Raw genomic sequence first — 16,848 nt, forward strand, 5'->3', positions numbered from 1 at the left:
TGCTAAAGGCGTTCTGATCTGCTGTTATCGAGCTACGCAGTTCGATATGAGTAACTCAGCGCGACGCAAAAGCGCTCAACGCGAGTGCTCATTGCGACGGTGAAAATCCTGCACTAATCGGGTTTGAGCGCCCGTTTGCAAAGGTGAGCGTCATTCAACCATTAAGGTGAAGAATTTTCACTGCTGCGTTGACCAAGCGTGGGAGGGCAAAGCATGCGTCCAGTCGTTACCTCTTCAGAACGCACCGTGTGACAGCACGGCACCACTATCAAAGCGGAGAAGAGTTATGTCGCGGATCATCGTCATTGGTGGCACCGGCCATGTCGGCACCTACCTGGTTCCTGCGCTGGTCGAACAAGGGCACGACGTGGTGAGCGTCAGCCGGGGGCAAGCGAAGAGCTATTCTCACCATGCAGCCTGGGACCGCGTCGAGCAGGTTACCGCCGATCGTCAGGCTGAAGAGGAGGCTGGCACTTTCGCCAACCGGATCGTCGGGCTGAAGCCGGACGTCGTCATCGACCTCATCTCCTTCAAGCTGGCAAGCACGAAGCCACTGGTGGAGGCGCTACGCGGCAAGATCGAGCACTTCCTCCATTGCAGCACTCTGTGGGTCTACGGGCACACGGCCGCAGTGCCGGCGGACGAGAACGAGCCAATGAACCCGTTCGGCGAGTATGGCATCGACAAGGCCGAGATTGAGAAGTGGCTGATGCACGAGGCACGTACCTCAGGTTTTCCGGCAACGATCTTCCGCCCTGGTCAGATCGTCGGGGAAGGATGGACGCCCATCACCCCGCACGGCACCAACAAAGAGGCGATCTTCTCTCAAATGGCGCGGGGCGAGGAAATCACGCTGCCGAACCTTGGGCTGGAGACGGTCAACCATGTCCATGCCGCTGACATTGCACAGCTCGTGCAGCGCGCCATCACCAACCGCAGTGTAGCGGTCGGCGAGACCTTCAACGCCGTGTCGGACACGGCGCTGAACCTGCGCGGCTATGCCGAGGAAATCTTCAAATGGTTCGGTCTCGAGCCGAAGATCGCCTACCTCCCGTACGAGGAGTGGATGAAGCAGCAGCCGGCCGAAGAGGCGCACCACTCCTGGGAGCATTTCGCACGCAGCTCGTGCCTTTCGATCGCGAAGGCGCGCCGCTTGCTCGGTTACGAGCCTGCCTACAGCAGCATCGCGTGCGTGAAGGAGTCGATCGCTTGGCTGATCGATAACGGCAAGGTTGAGAAGCCAGCGGCCTGGAACTGATCGCCCGGTCGTCTCAGACTTACCCGTCACGCTGACGGGTGGCGGCGCCGCCACAGCCCCCCTCTCGAACGGCGCCGCGTGCGCCTGGGTTGCGCGTCTTCCCCCGCGCGCAGCCCGGGCGCCCTCCAAAATATGATTGAAAAGGAGAAGCCCGTATGAGCGGCTTCACGTCCGCGACAGCGGGCAACCATTCCCCGTCGGGCGAGGATGGCACCCCGGTGCGCTGGAGCGCCGTCTATGCGCTGGCGCTGTGCAGCTTCGTGCTGGTCGCGTCCGAGTTCATGCCGATCAGCTTGTTGAGCCCGATCGCCGCCACGCTCGATCTGTCCCCCGGGCAGGTCGGACAGGCAATTGCCGCATCTGGCCTGTTCGCGCTGGGCACGAGCCTGCTCGTCACCAACATCTTTGGTGCGATCGACCGGCGCATCGTTTTGCTCGGCCTCACCGTCCTCCTGATGGTGTCCGGCGCGATCGTGGCAACCGCGCCGAGCTTCCCGATCCTGATGGCCGGGCGTGCGCTGCTCGGCGTTGCAATCGGCGGGTTCTGGTCGATGTCGGCGGCCATCGCCATGCGGCTAGTCCCGCAGGATGCCGTTCCCAAGGCACTCGCAATCGTCAACGGCGGCAACGCGCTTGCCTCGACGCTCGCCGCACCGCTCGGCAGCTTCCTCGGTAGCCTGATCGGGTGGCGGGGCACGTTCCTCGTCGCCGTTCCGCTCGGCCTATTGGCGCTGGTCTGGCAGTTCGTCACGGTGCCGTCGCTCCCCGCCGCGTGCAACGCTGGCGGCACGAAGGTCTTTGCGCTGCTGCGAAGGCCCGCGCTGGTGACAGGCCTGCTGGGCGTGCTGCTCTTCTTCGCCGGCCATTTCGCGCTGTTCACCTTCCTCCGCCCCTTCTTGGAGCATGTGACCGGGCTCGGCGTGTCGATGATCTCGCTGATGCTGCTGGTGATCGGCGTATCCGGCTTCATCGGCACGGTCGTCATTGGCCGTTTCCTCGATGACGACCGGCTCTATCTGATGCTCGCCATCTTGCCGGCGATCATGGCGGCCGTTGCAGTCGCGCTAACGATCTTCGGTGGCTCCACGCCGGCCGCGTTCGGTCTGCTCGCGATGTGGGGGCTGACGGGCACTGCGGCACCCGTGGCATGGTGGACCTGGCTCTCGCGCGCTGTGCCTGACGAGGCGGAAGCGGGCGGCGGGCTAATGGTCGCTGCCGCGCAGCTGGCTATCACGCTAGGGTCCGGCATCGGGGGCATCGTCTTCGACACACTGGGGATGAGGACTGAATTCCTCACCAGTGCGGCGTTGCTGTTCAGCACTGCTTGCATCGCCTGGTTCGCAATGCGTCCGCAAGGCCGACCGGCTCTCTGCGCCAGCTGCTGAACGAGCCGCCATCCGATCAGTGATCCTACGTGTGGATCCCCGCTGCGAATAGTCGTCGCTTGCGCGGCACGTTGGTGGCAGGCTTCGCAGAAGCTGAAGCGACACGGCAGCGCCACGCCGGAGATGCGGCGAACGGCAGTGACGAAAAGAATCTTTGGGACCCGAAAGATGCCAGTAGCTCGTTCACAGCTGACCGATTTCTCCTACTTTCTGGCGATCGCCAAGCACCGAAGCTTTCGGTTGGCGGGCCTCGAGTTGGAGTTGAGCCCCTCAGCGATGAGTCATGCGCTGAAGGGACTGGAAGCCCGGCTCGGTGTTCGGCTGATAAATCGGACGAACCGCAGTGTGACGTTGACAGCAGCCGGGGAGGAACTTCGCGATGCTATCGAGCTGCCGCTCAGTGCGATTGATCAAGCCGTCGAACGGTTGAACAAGCACCGGGACTCGCCGATGGGGCGTATCCGGATCAACGCCCAGGTGGACGCGGCACACACTATCCTGCCGCCGGTACTAGCGCTCTTCGCGGAGCGTTATCCTGAGATCGAGGTCGAGATCGAGGCAACCGATCGGCTCGTGGACATCACCGCGGAGGGCTTTGATGCCGGCATTCGGATCAGCGGGACCGTTGGCGAGGACATGGTGGCTCAACGCATCTCAAGCGACATGCGCTGGGTGGTTGCGGGAGCGCCAGCCTATTTCGATCGCCACGGCGTCCCTGAGACGCCTCACGACCTGAAGCATCATCGTTGCGTCAGTGGTCGGCTCGGCGATGGGCGCATTTATCAATGGGAGTTCAAGGGCCCAGATGGTGAGTTCTCGATCCCAGTGCCGACACAGTTTGTCACGAGTGATCGCGCGACCATGCTGGCGATGGCTACCGCAGGCACCAGCCTAATGTATTGCATTGAGCCAGTGTTCATACCTTTCGTCGAGAAGGGGCAGCTTCGCATTGTATTGAACGACTGGGCGGTTGGCGACGAACACTACCAGATCTACTATTCAAGTCGACGGCAAGTGCCACTCGGGCTTCGCCTTCTCATCGAACTGATACGGGAGGTCCGGCCGCTAGGCCTGTAAGGAGTTACCGATCACCGAACGTGCGTGCCGCATCAGCAGCTACGTGGGGCGCTCAGGCTCAAATACTCCAGATACCACAGCAAAGAACCGCTCGCCTGACGGCGTACCAAGCGGTGTCTTCTCCGAGTAAGATATCATCCGTTCGGGAGCGGTACACCCGTCAACCGTTACGCATCAATCGCGGACTAATCCGCAAAGCAGGAAAGTGAAATGCAGATCAAAATCGTAATTGCGAGCGTCTTGGCAGCTACTTCTGGCTCTGTCATCGCCAACTCGGCTACGGCCGAGTGCCGCCCCGGACCGACGCGTTTGCAGTTGCCGGGTCAAACGCTGGCCGAGCGCATCAAGATGCTGTCACGTGCCACTGGCTGCACGATTGAAGCCAATCCGCGGCAGGTTGCAGGAAAGCGTGCCTCCGTTCTCAGGGGTAACGTCACGACCGACGAAGCGATCTTCCGGTCGGTCAAGGGCACCGGGCTCGAGGCGAGTCCGGTCCAAGGGCGCTGGCAGATCAACCGCGACCAGCAACATTTCTTTGCTGGTCGGATCGCAAAGAGCCAGGCGCGTATCGCAGCGGGCCAGAAGGCTGGGCGGCTGACGAACGCGCAGGCGACGAGCTTCCGCCGCCAGTTGGCCGCGGTGCGGGAGGGTGTCGCGATTAACGTACGTGATCAGGGCTTTTTGAGCGCTGCCGAACTCTCCAACTATCGCTCCACGGTGGATAGGGTAGATCAGCGGCTGCGCTGAGCAGCGCGGATGAGCAGCCCCCACCGGGTGGTCCGGGTAGATAGTTAGTGCATTGTCGTCTCCGCCGCCATTGCCGGGCGCAGGTGGAGCGAAGCGGAACCGGAGGCCGGCAATGGCGGCGTCGCCGCTTCTGGTGCGGGTGGGCGATAGCCCAGGCTGCTATGTGGCTGGATGGTGTTGTAGTGGCGCCGCCACGCCTCGATCAGCATTCTGGCCTCGGCGAGGCTGTAGAAGATCTCTCCGTTAAGCAGCTCGTCACGCAGCGAGCCATTGAAGCTCTCGTTGTAGCCGTTCTCCCATGGCGAGCCTGGCGTGATGTAGAGCGTGTTCACGCCGATCTGCCCAAGCCATTTCTGGACTGCGGTGGCGATGAACTCGCTGCCGTTGTCCGATCTGATATGGGCAGGCGGGCCCCGGTCAATGAACAGCTCGGCCAGGGCCGCCAGCACATCTTCGTGGCGAAGCTGACGGGCGACCACCAGCGCCAGGCACTCGCGGCTGGCCTCGTCGATGATCGTGAGGATGTGGAACTTGCGCCCGTCGTGCGTCCGTGCCTCGACAAAGTCGTACGCCCAGATGTGCCCGGGATATTCCGGCCGCAGCCGAATACACGAGCCATCGTTCAACCACAGCCGACCACGTTTCGGCTGTCGCTGAGGCACCTTCAGCCCCTCGCGTCGCCAGATCCGTTCCACCCGTTTGTGGTTCACCGACCAGCCGGCCGCATGCAGCAGTGCGGTTACCCGGCGATAGCCGTAGCGCCCGTACTGCCTGGCCAGCGCGACGATGTCGTCGGTCAGCGCCTCCTCGTCATCTGCCCCACACGGCACTTTGCGCTGCGTCGACCGATGCTGCCCGAGGACGCGGCACACCCGTCGCTCGGACACATCCAGCACCTCACGCACCTGGTCGATGCACCGCCGGCGCCGTGCGGGGCTCAGAAGTTTCCCCGCGCCGCCTCCTGCAGGATCAGCTTGTCCAATGTCAGGTCCGAGATCGCGCGACGCAGCCGGAGGTTCTCCTTCTCCAGGTCCTTCATCCGACGCGCCTGATCCGTCTTCAGACCACCATATTCCTTGCGCCATCGGTAATAGGTCTGCTCGCTGACTGCGATGCGCCGGCATGCCTCGGCCGTCGTGCCGCCCTGGCCCAGCATGATCTCAACCTCACGCAGCTTGCCGATGATCTCCTCGGGCTTGTGCTTCTTCGCTGGCATTCCTCGTCCCTTCCTCGATCCAGACTGTCATAGTCGATGGACCACTCAGAAGGGGGCAGCTCACTTTCCTGAACTTGCCGAAGGGTTCCGCATCCTCACGATCGACGACGAGGGCAGCCGCGAGTGCCTGGCGTTGGTGGTTGCCCGTCAGCTCCACGAAGATGTGCTGGCGGCGTTAGTCGAGCTGTTCATTGACCGGGGCCCGCCTGCACATATCAGATCAGACAACGGTAACGAGTCCATCGCCACCGCAGTCCGAAGATCGCTTCGGCAGATCGGCGTGAAGACGCTCTATTTCACACTGGACTCGCAATTGGAATTGGTAGCAATGAGAGCGTCAGTGAATCGCTGTGAGACGAGCTGCTTAACGGAGGTATCTTCTACGCCTCGCCAAGGCCGGAGTGCTGATCGAGGCGTGGCGGCGCCACCACAACACTATCCGACCAGATCTCAGGTTGGGCTATCGCCCACCCGCACCAAAATGCGGCGACGCCTCAATTTCCGGTCTCCGGTTCCGCTTCGCTCCACCTGCGGCCGGCAATGGCGCCGGAGACGATTATGCACCATTCTATCTACCCGGACCACCCGCTCGGGACTGCTCACTGTAATGCTGTTCAAACGGCGTGCGTCGTCGTGGCGCACCCATGACGTAGCTGTCCCATACGGCTCCTTCCATTTTGAACAAGAGGATGGCCTTATCAGACCGTGGGAGTAGGCACCTAGGGTCAGGACCCATTGATGTGAGAGGCTCGATCTGATTCAGGCTCTGTGAGGAGACCGTGGATGAGCGACCTGTACTGGCTGACGGATGAGCAGATGGCGCGTCTGCAACCGTTCTTTCCCAAGAGCCATGGCAAGCCGCGTGTGGACGACCGGCGGGTGCTGAGCGGCATCGTTTTCGTCAACCGCAACGGGCTGCGCTGGTGTGATGCCCCGAAGGACTATGGCCCGCACAAGACGCTCTACAATCGCTGGAAGCGGTGGGGCGAGAAGGGTGTCTTCTTGCGCATAATGGAGGGACTCGCGGCAGCGGCAGCCGTACCGAAGACGGTCATGATCGACGCGACCTACCTGAAGGCACACCGCACGGCATCGAGTTTGCGGGTAAAAAAGGGGATCTCGGCCGCCTGATCGGCCGCACGAAAGGCGGCATGAACACCAAGCTGCACGCCGTCAGCGATGCGGACGGGCGACCCTTGAGCTTCTTCATGACCGCCGGGCAGGTCAGCGACTACACCGGCGCAGCAGCCTTGCTTGACGATCTGCCGAAGGCACAGTGGCTGCTTGGCGACCGTGGTTATGACGCAGACTGGTTCAGGGACGCCCTGGAAGCCAAGGGCATCCAGCCCTGCATACCGGGCCGCAGATCGCGCAACGAGCCGGTCAGATACGACAAGCGCCGCTACCGGCGCCGCAGCCGCATCGAGATCATGTTTGGCCGGCTGAAGGACTGGCGCCGCGTCGCCACCCGCTACGACCGATGCTCCACGGTCTTCTTCTCCGCCGTTGCGCTCGCAGCCACCGTCATCTTCTGGCTATGACCAATGAGTCCTGACCCTAGCAGCGACAGCGGGTTAGCAAATCAAAGTGGCGGCATGTCCCCGCAACCAACACACACGACAGCCCCGTCTCGACAGAGACGGGGCTGTCGTGCGTTCCGGACACACGCCAGCACGCAAGGCCGACGGAGGACATGCCCTTGACGTGACCCCAGTCTTTCATCCAGCGGCAACCAGAGACCGACCGGTGTTGTTGCGCATGAGCGCAGGTGAAGCAACGGACGGGGTTAACCCCGTCCGTTGCTGTTCGAGCCCGGCAGCGAACGCAGCCGGGGTAGCGTAGCCGAGCGACGAGTGCAGCCGCTCGGTGTTGTAGTCGTCGACCCAGCGCGCCAGGATCGAGCGGGCCTGACCGATGGTGAAGAACAGCGTCTCGTTGAGCAGTTCGTCGCGCATGCGACCATTGAAGCTCTCGACGAACCCGTTCTGCGTCGGCTTGCCCGGCGCGATGTAATGCCACTCGACGCCAACCTCACCGGACCAGGCGAGCACCGCGTTCGACGTCAGCTCGGTCCCGTTGTCGCTGACGATCATCGTCGGTTTGCCACGCTCGGCGATCAGAGCGGTCAACTCGCGCACGACCCGCCGGCCTGAGATCGACGTATCGGCCACCGCCCGGAGGCATTCGCGCGTCACGTCGTCGACGATGTTGAGCACGCGGAAGCGCCGGCCGGTGACGAGCTGGTCGTGCACGAAGTCCAGGCTCCAGCGCTGATTGGGGAGCGCCAGCACCGGCGCGGGCGCCCGTGCGCCAACCGCTCGCCTTCGCCCCTTCCGACGCCTGACCGTCAGCCCTTCCTCGCGATAGAGCCGCTGGGTCTTCTTGCGGTTGATCGTGATGCCATCCCGGCGAAGCAGGATGTGCAGCCGACGATAGCCGAACCGCCGGCGCTGCTGCGCCAGCTCACGCAAACGCGACCGCAGGTCGCCATCATCCGCCCGGCACGAGCGATACCGCATGCTCGTGCGGTTCGCTCCGATGACCATGCACGCCCGCCGCTCGCTCATCCCCAGCGTCGCCTGGAGATGGGCGACCGCTTGCCGCTTCGCGGCGGGCGTCACCACTTTTTTGACAGCAGGTCTTTCAACCCCGCATTGTCCAGCATCGTGTCCGCGAGCAGCCGCTTCAGTCGAGCATTCTCCTCCTCGAGCGACCGCAGACGCTTCGCGTCGGATACCTCCAGGCCGCCGAACTTCGCCTTCCAGGCATAGTACGTCGCGCTCGACATACCGTGCTTGCGGCAAAGCTCCGTCACCACTGCACCCGCCTCGGCCTCCTTCAGGATGCCGATGATCTGCTCTTCCAAAAACTGCTTCCGCTTCATTCCGTCCGTCCCTTCAAGGGCCGGTCTCTAGCTCCAACTGGATGAAGAAACGGGGGTCACGTCACACGCAAGCCGCTCGCCATCGTCTCGACCCTGCGGACGTGATCCAGCACATCGCGGAAGTACAGCCGAGTCTCGGCATCGACGCACGGCAATTCGTTCTTGGATAGCTTGCGGGCAACCTCCTCCATAGGCACCAGAATGCGATCGAAGCGCATCAGCTCACGTCGCAGCGAAAAGATGCGAGCGATCTCGGCGCGATCGAGGAAGGTGTCGAGCATCCGCTGCTCCATGCTCGCGACTTCCTCCGCGAGGGCGGTCATCAGCGGCAGATAGCCGTCGACGATGAAGTCGAGGATGGCATGGAGGACATAGTCGCCACCCTTTCCCAGCAGGTCGGGTGCGGCCTCCAGATGCTCGCGCAGCGGCTTGTAGGATCTTGTCGAGCCCTGCCGTACGGTGATGATATGGCTGTGTCCAAGGAAGGCGGCCGTCTGCCCGTAGACGATGTGCCCGTCGCACAGATGGGCGGTCCGGCCGATGACGAACAGCTGATCGCCGTAGACGTCGACCTTCGGCAGCTGCCCGTCCTTCAGCGCATCCTCGACCGCAAGCGGGTGAAGATTGTAGAGGCGCTGCAGCGTGTCGATCTCGTCGGCACACGGATCGGTCAGCCCGATCCAGACGAACTCCGATCGGTCGCAGGGGCAATCAACCCGTTCGTCGATCGCGATCTCGCGAACACGGCGGCCATGGCGGTACAGATAGGCGGCGATGACAGGCATGGGTTTCCTGATCAGCGCCGAGGAGCTGATGTCCAGTCGATGAGGGTCCGTTCTGAATTCCGAGCATCGGATCTGGCCACCAATCGGGCATGCCGCGACAGTCCCATCCGGTGCCGCGCCTGCATCATCGAAGCGCCATGCCGCGTATCGAACGCCCGGCCCTGTGGTGCGATCGGAGCCCCTAGGCGCGATCGGAACGCGCTTCGGGCACGCTGCTCCGCACTTCGGAGGCGAGAAGGCGCCGGCTTGAACAGCTTGGCGCCATGGACCAGAAGCAGCATGCCGGTGCTGGCGAGGATGAACGTCAGCAGGGCAAGACCGAACTCGGCGGTCTGCGCAGGACCATGCCGCGCCGCCTCGGACACGCTGCGATGGACCAGCGTCGATCCGCCGGAACACTCAAGCAGTACGACACCAAGTAACCGCGGTGGGAGCTTACCCACGGGCCATGCTGCCTTTCAGCGTCCGATCGCAGACCAGGCTAAGCCGGCCCTCAATCCGGCGGGGAGTTCCTGCCGACATCGCGACCGAGATCGATGTTCGTCCACGCCGCTCCGCTTCGGCAAAACGCTGCGCTGCCTGTGCCGATGAGAAGCGCCCGAGGAGCATTCCGGCGCTCTCACGGACGGTCCAGTCACCATCAATGTCACGGCCTACGACCAGCATGGCCGGTTCCGGGATGTCCATCGCGATGCTACCTTCTGACGGAGAGAAGACGTTCAGGTCGGGGCGCCCCCGCCAGCGGGCGCTCACCTCGATTTCATCGAAAAAATGATGACCCAGGAGGGTAAGCGCGCTGCCGGCGCTCGCGGCCATGAAGCCGACCGCGGCGATCCCGTAGGCAAGGACGCCGGCCTTCTGCGGTGGCACGTGCATGGCGACGAGCCGCGAAATTGCGGTGTAACTCACCCAGCAAAGAAGAAGTCCGGTGGCGCGCAGAACGATGTCGGCGCGCCGCGACCGATGCCACGCTACCATGCCAGAACCCTCGATGTGGCAATCCAGTTATCGCCCTCGACATAGCATTTCGAGGTCGATTTCAGCTAATTACATAGCACCCGCATAGTGCTGTGATTATGCCCGCGCCTCCGCATCGCAGGCTGCTGAGCGTGATGTGGCCCGGAGAAGATCGCCGATGTGCCAAGAAGGCAGAGCATCGTGCCGGAATATGTCCGTGATCCGCGCGGGCAAGCCGAGGCCGAGCACCTGCTCCGATGCACCATGAATAAACGGCAGAAATTGGTAAGCTGAAGAGAGGCAGCGAATGACCGTTTCTGGGTCCTCGCGGCCGCTAGGCTGCCCGGCCGGTAGCGAGCCATTTCCGGCCATTCTGTGAATCGGCTCGGCATCCCGAAACCGGCCGATCCGCCAACCCTCAGCAGTCCCGTTTCTCCATGTTCAACAGACCGTTGCGGGAAAACGCAATCGGGAACAGATTTGGGGAGGCCGGCCCGCCGGACGATTGAGGAAGACGGGAGTTCCCTGAGTCGTCCTGTTCGACCTTCGTCTCTGGGAGAACGTGACGGTCAGACTGACGTGGATCGCGAGGGCGCTAGAGCCACCTGTGCGGCGAGCGTCATTGCGTCCGCACCGGCGGGGATGCGGAACGAGGACGACGCATCGGTCGCAGCGTGCCAGACGGCTTGCGCCACGTCGTGCGCGGTGGTGACCTCGACCGGGGGCTGCGATGCCGCGGCGAACGTCTGCCTGGCCCATGCGGCATAGGCTTCGGGTATGCCGCTCTGCGACTTGGCACGCGCCGTCGCGCTGAACGACGTTTCCGGCGCGCGGCCGGGGACGATCAGCCGCACCCGGATGCCGAACGGCTCCACTTCCAGCGCTAGGCCTGCGCTGAACGCCTCCACGGCCGCCTTGCTGGCGGTGTAGGCGGACAATAGCGGCAAGGGCTTCAGCGTCACCGCGGAGGAGACGTTGACGATCACGCCCGATCCCTGGGCCCGAAAGCCGGGCAGCATCGCTTGGGCCATCGCTATCGTGCCGAACGTGTTGAGCTCGAACAGCCCGCGTGTGGCGTCGATCGACACGCCTTCAAGCGCGCCCATCAGACCCGCGCCGGCATTGTTGACGAGGACGTCGACCGGCCCGGCTTCGTTGACCGCACGGGCGATGCCGGCGGCATCGGTGACGTCGAGCGCGACCACCCGCATTCGATCGGATGCCGGCAGCACGTCGTGGCGCGGCGTGCGCATCGTCGCGATGACGGTCCAGCCGCGATCATGGAAAAGGCGGGCCGTCTCAAGCCCAAAGCCGGACGAACTGCCGGTGACGAGGAGCGTGTTCATGCGATGAATCCTTCGAAGATGGGCATGGTGTTGAAAGGGCAGGGTCGGAGCCTTGGTCGCAAGGGATCCCGGAGGGAGGGCGAAGGCGCGCATGGCCGCCCCGCCGCCGCCTTCCACTCCGGTGCCGGCGCTCAGCGGGGGTCGTCAGTCAGCAGCTCGCGGGTGCACTTCAAGGTCGACAGCAATGCGGCCTTGTAGCCGGCGTCGCTGTCGAACTGCGCCTGCTCGGCCTGCTCCTCGGGGCCGCCCGGCTGCTTGTCGCGCAGGCCGAGATAACAGTAGAACTTCAACTGGAGCGCGCCCGCCTCGTCCTCGAACAGCTCGTTGACGATGACGCCCTCACGCGGGCCGGTCGCCTGGAAGAAGGTGACCTTGCGGCCGGGCTCCAGCACGATGATCTCGCGCAGATCCTGCCCGCCGATCGTCGCCTCGCGGAAGAAATGCGTGGCGCTTTCCTCGGTGACGTCGCAGCGCGTGCACAGCCCGGGCGGCAAGAACAGGCGGGCGTCGCGCGCCTTGCGCTCCAGCCCCTGCCACACCTGGTCACGGGTCAGCGGCGTCTCACCTTCGGGGTTCACGGGCACGGTGGCGGTCGAGTAGATCATGACGGTGGTCCTTATTCGTATGTGTCGGGGGGAAGCTCAATTGGCGATCTGCGCGACGTGCTCGCGATAGGTGCGCAGCGGGCGGCCGAGCAGCGCGGTCAGCCGCTCGACGTCGCCCGCCGCGGGTATCATGCCGTCGCTCTGGAAGCGCTCGGCCATCTGGCGCATGTCGTACGCCATCCAGCTCGGCATGAAGGCACGCAGGTTCTGCTCGAACCCGGCGGTGTCGTTGCCGGGAAAGGCGATGGGGCGGCCGAGCACGTCCGACCAGATCGCAGCCGCATCGTCGCCGGTCAGCGTGTCGGGACCGACCAGGTTGATGTAGGTGGTTGGCAGCGGCTCGGCGGCGTCCTCGCGGCGGACCAGTTCGATCGCGGCGACCTCGCCGACGTCGCGCGCGTCGATCATGGCGAGCCCCTTGTCGCCGATCGGCATTGGATAGATGCCGTAGCTGGTCACCACGTCCTTGATCGTGATCTCGTTGTCCATGTAATAGGCCGGGCGCAGGATGGTGGCGGGCATACCCGTCGCTTCGATCATTCGCTCGACGCCGAACTTGCCCGCGAAATGCGGCACGTTCACGTAGACGTCGCTGTGGATCACCGACAGGTAGACAAGCCGCTCGATCTCCATCTCGCGGGCGACGTTGAGCGCGATTACCGCCTGGGTGAACTCGTCCGCCACCACCCCGTTCAAGAGGAACAGCGTGGAGACGCCCGACATGGCGGCACGCAAGCTGTCCACGTCGAGCAGGTCGCCCTGGACCACCTCGACGCCCGCCGGGAAGCTCGCCTTGGCGGGATCGCGCACCAGCGCGCGGACGTCAGCGCCGCGGCTGACGAGCTGGTCGACGACGTTGCGGCCGACATTGCCGGTGGCACCGGTCACGAGGATGGTCATGGTGGTCGCTCCTTGGTTGAACGGCTCGGGGATGAGCCGTTTCGCTGACCGACAAATGAGTGATCCACATGTGATCGAATAGGCGCTAGTATTGGACGGACCGTCTCACTGGTGGAACGTCATGGATCTGCTCGCGCTTGCCGACTTCACGCTGGTCGCCCGTCACGGCGGTTTCGGCCGCGCAGCGCGCGCCGCGAACCGGCCCAAGGCTACGCTGTCCCGGCGGGTTTCGGAACTGGAGGCCGCGCTCGATCTCAGGCTGTTCGAGCGCGGCGCCCGCGACCTGAAGCTGACGGAGGAAGGCCGCGCGCTGTTCGCGCGCACCGGCATGTTGCTGACCGAGCTGGAGGAGAGCGCCGCGGCGATTGCCTCGGGCGGGCACGCGCCCAAGGGGCGGCTGCGGATCAGCGCGCCGCTGCTGTTCGCGCAGACCGCGATGGGCCGGTTGGCCGCGGAGTTCGCGCTGAAGCACCCGGCGGTTCGGCTGGAGGTGACCACCGACGACCGGGCGGTGGACATGATCGAGGAGGGCTATGACCTCGTGATCCGGGTGAACCCCGATGCCGACGAGAACCTGGTCGGTCGCGCCTTCCTGCGAGATCGGCTGGTCGTCGTCGCAAACCCCGCCCTCTCGCGCCCGCAGGGGACGGAGCCTGTTCCGGCCGTGGTTCGCACGACCGGTGATCGGCAGACGTGGCGGGTCAGGACTGACGACGGCATCGCCGCCATCCCGGTCGATCCGGTGCTGGGCCTGTCTTCCCTGATTATGGTGCGCGACGCCGTGCGCGCGGGCGTGGGCGCAGGGCGGTTGCCGATCTCGCTGGTCAGCCACGACCTGGCGAACGGAACGCTGGTCCAGTGGGGCGAGGTCGACACGCCGGAGATCGCCCTGTGGACACTCTATCCGACGCGGCGGCTGCTCAGCGCCCGCGTCGCCGCCTTCCTCGATCATCTGAGGCAGGCATTCCCGAGCGGCACGCCCGAGGAACTGGCCGCCTACGTCGGCTGAAAGTCGGACGGACGATGGGCGGCATGAGGTTACCACCGGAAGCTGGCTGACTCTCATTATGCTCTTCGGTGGTGAGCTTCGAGAACCGTTCTCCAAGGCGGGTTGGCAGATTACTGTCTGTTAGGATGAACCTTAGTCATAAAATTGCGAGTGAGTTCTGCAACCTCCTCTGTATTCTCGTCGAGTGCAAAGTGACCGGCATTTAAAATATGCAATTCAGCGCCCGGCACATCACGTTGGTAGGCTTGCGCTCCGGGGACGATAAACGAGGGGTCATACCGACCCCACAGCACCAGCATCTTAGGCTGGTGTTCCCTGAGCCATGCCTGCCAGCGGGGATAAGAAGCAACATTGGTGCGATAGTCGTAAAGGAGCTTGGCCTGGATCTCACGTTGCCCCGGCTTCGATAGCCATGCGAACTCGTCCTCCCAACTATCGGGATTGTAGCGCTCGGGGTTGGGGCTGGTGCCAAGTTGGCGCTGCCGGGTCCCCTCGAAGCCGACGAAGGGTACTGTCAAACCAACGTACCGGCTTGATCGAGAGCCGAGCAGGGTTGGTGTTTTCCGTCGCCTCAGCTATGCTGGCCGAGCTGTCAGTGCTGCGAACTTGCTTGGTATTTCCCGAGGTCGGCTCCTTTTTGCCCGCTAAACAGCAGGAAAATGGGCAAGAAGCTCGCCTTCAATCGGCCATGTGCAATTGCTTTGACAGCACCGGCGCATTCGATCCAGGATCGGCTGGTCGGCCAACTACAGCCTTGCCCGGCTTGATGAGAACATCCCCGCAAACCGTGACGCGGCATATTACGCGCTTTTCCCCAAAACGGCGACGCCGCGCCACCGCGCTAACGTGACGGCGGATTACAAGGACGATGTATGGTCGGCCGCTGTGGTGACCCATTTGGCGACGTCCAGCCGACAGAGTAGCTTCCTGCCGGATACCAACCTCATCTCGATCGAGGTGCCAACATCAGTCAGCGTCGATGCGAAGCTGACACGTGCGGTCGGGACGCGGGCGGAGATCTATGTGGCCGGTGAGAACTTGACCGCGGCGCAAGGCGTCTATTCCTCGCCCATTCCCGCCGACCGCCGCATTCGCGTCGGCGTCAGTGCCCGGCTCTGAAGGCCGCCGCTGGCTGCGAACGACCTTCAGGCGGCGTGTGGCGATCATGCCAGATACGCCTCGGCCGCCTCCTGCGTGAGGAAGACATCCGAGTAGAGAGGATCGTGCGAGCGTTTCGTATGGTTCTTTCGGGCGGAGTCGCGCACCACGACCGCGACGCGGTCATTCTTGCGGTATAGCACCGGCAAGACCTTCTCGATGTGACCGGCGACTTCGGGCGGATGTGCCTCTGCCAGCCTTAGGTCAATCATCAGGCACACGCCCTGCGCGGTGCGGCGCTCTGCGACCAGCAACGTCGATAGCTCACGGAAGTGATGCTGCGCTTCGGCCAGCGTCGCCAGGCCGCTGCCATGGACAAGAATATAGCTGGCTCGCTTCTGGATCTGTAGCGGCATCAGAAGGACGCCCAATCTTCCTGCGCGGTCTGGCGCAGCGCAGCTATCCGTGGGGCTGAGTGCACGATCTGGAGCTTCGAATGACGCCGGTCCGCTGCGTGGCGCTGCGGCACGGCCTGACGGCCGCTCTGCTCGGCAAGCGTGAACCGTGCGACTTCCGTTGCCAGATCCTGCGCCTCCGAAGCCAGTGTGCGCGTCGCCGCGGTCGCCTCTTCCACCATCGCCGCATTCTGCTGCGTCACGCCGTCCATCTCCGAGATGGCGGAATTGACCTGCTGGAGACCGATCGCCTGCTGCTCAGCCGAGGCGGCGATCGTCGAGACGATCGTGTTGATCTCCTCGACACGCCCGATGATCCCGCGCAACGCCGATCCCGTGGCGCTCACCAGCTCGACCCCGGCCTCGACCTGCACGGTGGAGGCGGCGATGCGCGCCTTGACGTCCTTGGCCGCATCCGCCGAGCGCTGTGCAAGCGCGCGCACCTCGGAAGCGACCACCGCGAAACCCTTGCCGGCGTCCCCGGCGCGCGCCGCCTCGACGCCGGCATTGAGTGCCAGCAAGTTGGTCTGGAAGGCGATCCCGTCGATGACGCTGATGATCTCACCGATCTCGACCGACGTGCGCTCGATCCCGTCCATCGCGGTCACGGCGCGGTCGACGATCTCGCCGGACGAATGCGCCTCGCTGCGTGCCTGCAGCACCAGCGCGCTGGCCTTGTTCGCGCCCTCGGCTGTCTGGCGGACCGTGGCCGTGATTTCATCCATCGCCGCGGCGGTTTCCTCGAGCGCCGCCGCCTGCTGCTCAGTCCGACGCGACAGATCGTCTGACGCGGCGCGGATGTCAGCGCTACCGCTGTTGATGCCGTCCGCAACCACCGACACATTGTTCAGCGTCGAAGCCATTGCTGTTATGGCGGCGTTGAAGTCGTGGCGGACGGTTTCGAACTGCCCGGCCAGCGGCGCCTTGATCTCCAGCGTCAGGTCGCCCGACGCCATCCGCTCGAGCCCGGAGCCCAGCGCCTCGACCATCGCCTGCGAATCCGCGGTGGCGCGCCGGATCGTCTCGGCATTGTCGCGAAAGACCCGCATTGCCCGACTCATCCGCCCAACGCAGTCGCGATGGTCGGCGAACAGGATGGCGGCGTCGAGATCGCCCGCTGCTAGCG

18 protein-coding genes and 1 pseudogene are annotated in these 16,848 nt (G+C 64.0%); 9 read left to right on the forward strand and 10 right to left on the reverse strand.

Translation table 11 applies throughout. The features are described from left to right. Window positions 1-286 precede the first annotated feature (286 nt). The 4 genes from SPHPH_RS0118250 to SPHPH_RS0118265 all read left to right on the forward strand — a co-directional run bounded on the left by SPHPH_RS0118250 (window position 287) and on the right by SPHPH_RS0118265 (window position 4,467). Entirely contained in the window at window positions 287-1,258 is a 972-nt protein-coding gene (locus SPHPH_RS0118250; RefSeq protein WP_028967982.1) for an NAD-dependent epimerase/dehydratase family protein, read from the forward strand. A gap of 155 nt (window positions 1,259-1,413) precedes the next feature. Next, on the forward strand, window positions 1,414-2,643 hold the full coding sequence (locus SPHPH_RS20265) for an MFS transporter (RefSeq protein ID WP_081668696.1): 1,230 nt from the start codon (window positions 1,414-1,416) through the stop codon (window positions 2,641-2,643). 168 nt (window positions 2,644-2,811) lie between these two features. Next, window positions 2,812-3,720 carry a LysR family transcriptional regulator gene (locus SPHPH_RS0118260; protein ID WP_028967983.1) on the forward strand — a complete coding sequence of 303 codons (909 nt, stop codon included), beginning with the start codon at window positions 2,812-2,814 and terminating at the stop codon, window positions 3,718-3,720. Window positions 3,721-3,930: 210 nt separating this feature from the next. Beyond that, window positions 3,931-4,467 carry an STN domain-containing protein gene (locus SPHPH_RS0118265; RefSeq protein ID WP_028967984.1) on the forward strand — a complete coding sequence of 179 codons (537 nt, stop codon included), beginning with the start codon at window positions 3,931-3,933 and terminating at the stop codon, window positions 4,465-4,467. 44 nt (window positions 4,468-4,511) lie between these two features. Here the strand turns inward: SPHPH_RS0118265 and SPHPH_RS0118270 are convergent. After that, window positions 4,512-5,683, reverse strand: a protein-coding gene (locus SPHPH_RS0118270) for an IS3 family transposase (RefSeq protein WP_156026115.1) whose coding sequence is annotated in 2 segments (ribosomal slippage) — window positions 4,512-5,419 and window positions 5,419-5,683 — 1,173 coding nt in all. Because the reading frame shifts where the segments join, the coding sequence is not laid out codon by codon here. An 85-nt stretch (window positions 5,684-5,768) separates the two neighbouring features. On the opposite strand from SPHPH_RS0118270, the pseudogene SPHPH_RS21630 reads away from it, so the two are divergent. Together SPHPH_RS21630 and SPHPH_RS20925 are read left to right on the forward strand one after the other, a co-directional pair. Then, a pseudogene (locus SPHPH_RS21630) lies at window positions 5,769-6,247 on the forward strand (transposase); the annotation flags it as partial. A gap of 219 nt (window positions 6,248-6,466) precedes the next feature. Further along, a protein-coding gene (locus tag SPHPH_RS20925; RefSeq protein ID WP_156026117.1) for an IS5 family transposase occupies window positions 6,467-7,224 on the forward strand; the annotation gives its coding sequence in 2 pieces (ribosomal slippage) (window positions 6,467-6,788 and window positions 6,788-7,224; 759 coding nt in all). A gap of 177 nt (window positions 7,225-7,401) precedes the next feature. Here the strand turns inward: SPHPH_RS20925 and SPHPH_RS0118290 are convergent. Further along, window positions 7,402-8,567, reverse strand: a protein-coding gene (locus SPHPH_RS0118290) for an IS3 family transposase (protein WP_420329280.1) whose coding sequence is annotated in 2 segments (ribosomal slippage) — window positions 7,402-8,306 and window positions 8,306-8,567 — 1,167 coding nt in all. Because the reading frame shifts where the segments join, the coding sequence is not laid out codon by codon here. Between the two features lie 56 nt (window positions 8,568-8,623). Next, on the reverse strand, window positions 8,624-9,352 hold the full coding sequence (locus SPHPH_RS20270; protein ID WP_051273160.1) for a CorA family divalent cation transporter: 729 nt from the start codon (window positions 9,350-9,352) through the stop codon (window positions 8,624-8,626). Between the two features lie 263 nt (window positions 9,353-9,615). On the opposite strand from SPHPH_RS20270, the gene SPHPH_RS21285 reads away from it, so the two are divergent. Further along, a complete protein-coding gene (locus SPHPH_RS21285) occupies window positions 9,616-9,774 on the forward strand; it encodes a hypothetical protein (RefSeq protein WP_156026119.1) in 159 nt (52 codons plus the stop codon). A 13-nt stretch (window positions 9,775-9,787) separates the two neighbouring features. Here the strand turns inward: SPHPH_RS21285 and SPHPH_RS0118310 are convergent, their stop codons facing one another. The 4 genes from SPHPH_RS0118310 to SPHPH_RS0118325 all read right to left on the reverse strand — a co-directional run bounded on the left by SPHPH_RS0118310 (window position 9,788) and on the right by SPHPH_RS0118325 (window position 13,160). Beyond that, a complete protein-coding gene (locus SPHPH_RS0118310) occupies window positions 9,788-10,330 on the reverse strand; it encodes a hypothetical protein (protein ID WP_028967988.1) in 543 nt (180 codons plus the stop codon). A 548-nt stretch (window positions 10,331-10,878) separates the two neighbouring features. Further along, a complete protein-coding gene (locus SPHPH_RS0118315; RefSeq protein ID WP_238303236.1) occupies window positions 10,879-11,748 on the reverse strand; it encodes an SDR family oxidoreductase in 870 nt (289 codons plus the stop codon). 38 nt (window positions 11,749-11,786) lie between these two features. After that, a complete protein-coding gene (locus SPHPH_RS0118320; protein WP_028967990.1) occupies window positions 11,787-12,260 on the reverse strand; it encodes an AtaL-like protein in 474 nt (157 codons plus the stop codon). A gap of 36 nt (window positions 12,261-12,296) precedes the next feature. After that, window positions 12,297-13,160 carry an SDR family oxidoreductase gene (locus tag SPHPH_RS0118325; RefSeq protein WP_028967991.1) on the reverse strand — a complete coding sequence of 288 codons (864 nt, stop codon included), beginning with the start codon at window positions 13,158-13,160 and terminating at the stop codon, window positions 12,297-12,299. A 121-nt stretch (window positions 13,161-13,281) separates the two neighbouring features. On the opposite strand from SPHPH_RS0118325, the gene SPHPH_RS0118330 reads away from it, so the two are divergent. Further along, on the forward strand, window positions 13,282-14,169 hold the full coding sequence (locus SPHPH_RS0118330) for a LysR family transcriptional regulator (protein ID WP_028967992.1): 888 nt from the start codon (window positions 13,282-13,284) through the stop codon (window positions 14,167-14,169). Window positions 14,170-14,279: 110 nt separating this feature from the next. Here the strand turns inward: SPHPH_RS0118330 and SPHPH_RS20930 are convergent, their stop codons facing one another. Further along, window positions 14,280-14,687 carry an alpha/beta fold hydrolase gene (locus tag SPHPH_RS20930; protein ID WP_202900681.1) on the reverse strand — a complete coding sequence of 136 codons (408 nt, stop codon included), beginning with the start codon at window positions 14,685-14,687 and terminating at the stop codon, window positions 14,280-14,282. A gap of 328 nt (window positions 14,688-15,015) precedes the next feature. On the opposite strand from SPHPH_RS20930, the gene SPHPH_RS0118335 reads away from it, so the two are divergent. Next, window positions 15,016-15,288 (forward strand): hypothetical protein, encoded by a 273-nt coding sequence (locus SPHPH_RS0118335; RefSeq protein ID WP_028967993.1) that lies wholly within the window; start codon window positions 15,016-15,018, stop codon window positions 15,286-15,288. Between the two features lie 44 nt (window positions 15,289-15,332). Here the strand turns inward: SPHPH_RS0118335 and SPHPH_RS0118340 are convergent, their stop codons facing one another. Beyond that, window positions 15,333-15,683 carry a hypothetical protein gene (locus tag SPHPH_RS0118340; RefSeq protein ID WP_028967994.1) on the reverse strand — a complete coding sequence of 117 codons (351 nt, stop codon included), beginning with the start codon at window positions 15,681-15,683 and terminating at the stop codon, window positions 15,333-15,335. Continuing rightward, on the reverse strand, window positions 15,683-16,848 hold a 1,166-nt coding region (locus SPHPH_RS20275), incomplete at its 5' end, for a methyl-accepting chemotaxis protein (RefSeq protein ID WP_037489952.1). The genes SPHPH_RS0118340 and SPHPH_RS20275, both read right to left, overlap by 1 nt.

Source organism: Sphingomonas phyllosphaerae FA2 (assembly GCF_000427645.1).
Taxonomy (GTDB): domain Bacteria; phylum Pseudomonadota; class Alphaproteobacteria; order Sphingomonadales; family Sphingomonadaceae; genus Sphingomonas; species Sphingomonas phyllosphaerae.

Excerpts from the sequence above, each read along its gene's own strand:
- SPHPH_RS0118265 (WP_028967984.1), top strand. The coding sequence starts at position 3,931 with ATGCAGATCAAAATCGTAATTGCGAGCGTCTTGGCAGCTACTTCTGGC.
- SPHPH_RS0118330 (WP_028967992.1), top strand. The coding sequence starts at position 13,282 with ATGGATCTGCTCGCGCTTGCCGACTTCACGCTGGTCGCCCGTCACGGC.
- SPHPH_RS0118315 (WP_238303236.1), bottom strand. The coding sequence starts at position 11,748 with ATGCGCGCCTTCGCCCTCCCTCCGGGATCCCTTGCGACCAAGGCTCCG.
- SPHPH_RS0118250 (WP_028967982.1), top strand. The coding sequence starts at position 287 with ATGTCGCGGATCATCGTCATTGGTGGCACCGGCCATGTCGGCACCTAC.
- SPHPH_RS0118260 (WP_028967983.1), top strand. The coding sequence starts at position 2,812 with ATGCCAGTAGCTCGTTCACAGCTGACCGATTTCTCCTACTTTCTGGCG.
- SPHPH_RS0118340 (WP_028967994.1), bottom strand. The coding sequence starts at position 15,683 with ATGCCGCTACAGATCCAGAAGCGAGCCAGCTATATTCTTGTCCATGGC.
- SPHPH_RS0118310 (WP_028967988.1), bottom strand. The coding sequence starts at position 10,330 with ATGGTAGCGTGGCATCGGTCGCGGCGCGCCGACATCGTTCTGCGCGCC.
- SPHPH_RS20270 (WP_051273160.1), bottom strand. The coding sequence starts at position 9,352 with ATGCCTGTCATCGCCGCCTATCTGTACCGCCATGGCCGCCGTGTTCGC.
- SPHPH_RS0118320 (WP_028967990.1), bottom strand. The coding sequence starts at position 12,260 with ATGATCTACTCGACCGCCACCGTGCCCGTGAACCCCGAAGGTGAGACG.
- SPHPH_RS20265 (WP_081668696.1), top strand. The coding sequence starts at position 1,414 with ATGAGCGGCTTCACGTCCGCGACAGCGGGCAACCATTCCCCGTCGGGC.
- SPHPH_RS0118325 (WP_028967991.1), bottom strand. The coding sequence starts at position 13,160 with ATGACCATCCTCGTGACCGGTGCCACCGGCAATGTCGGCCGCAACGTC.
- SPHPH_RS21285 (WP_156026119.1), top strand. The coding sequence starts at position 9,616 with ATGGACCAGAAGCAGCATGCCGGTGCTGGCGAGGATGAACGTCAGCAG.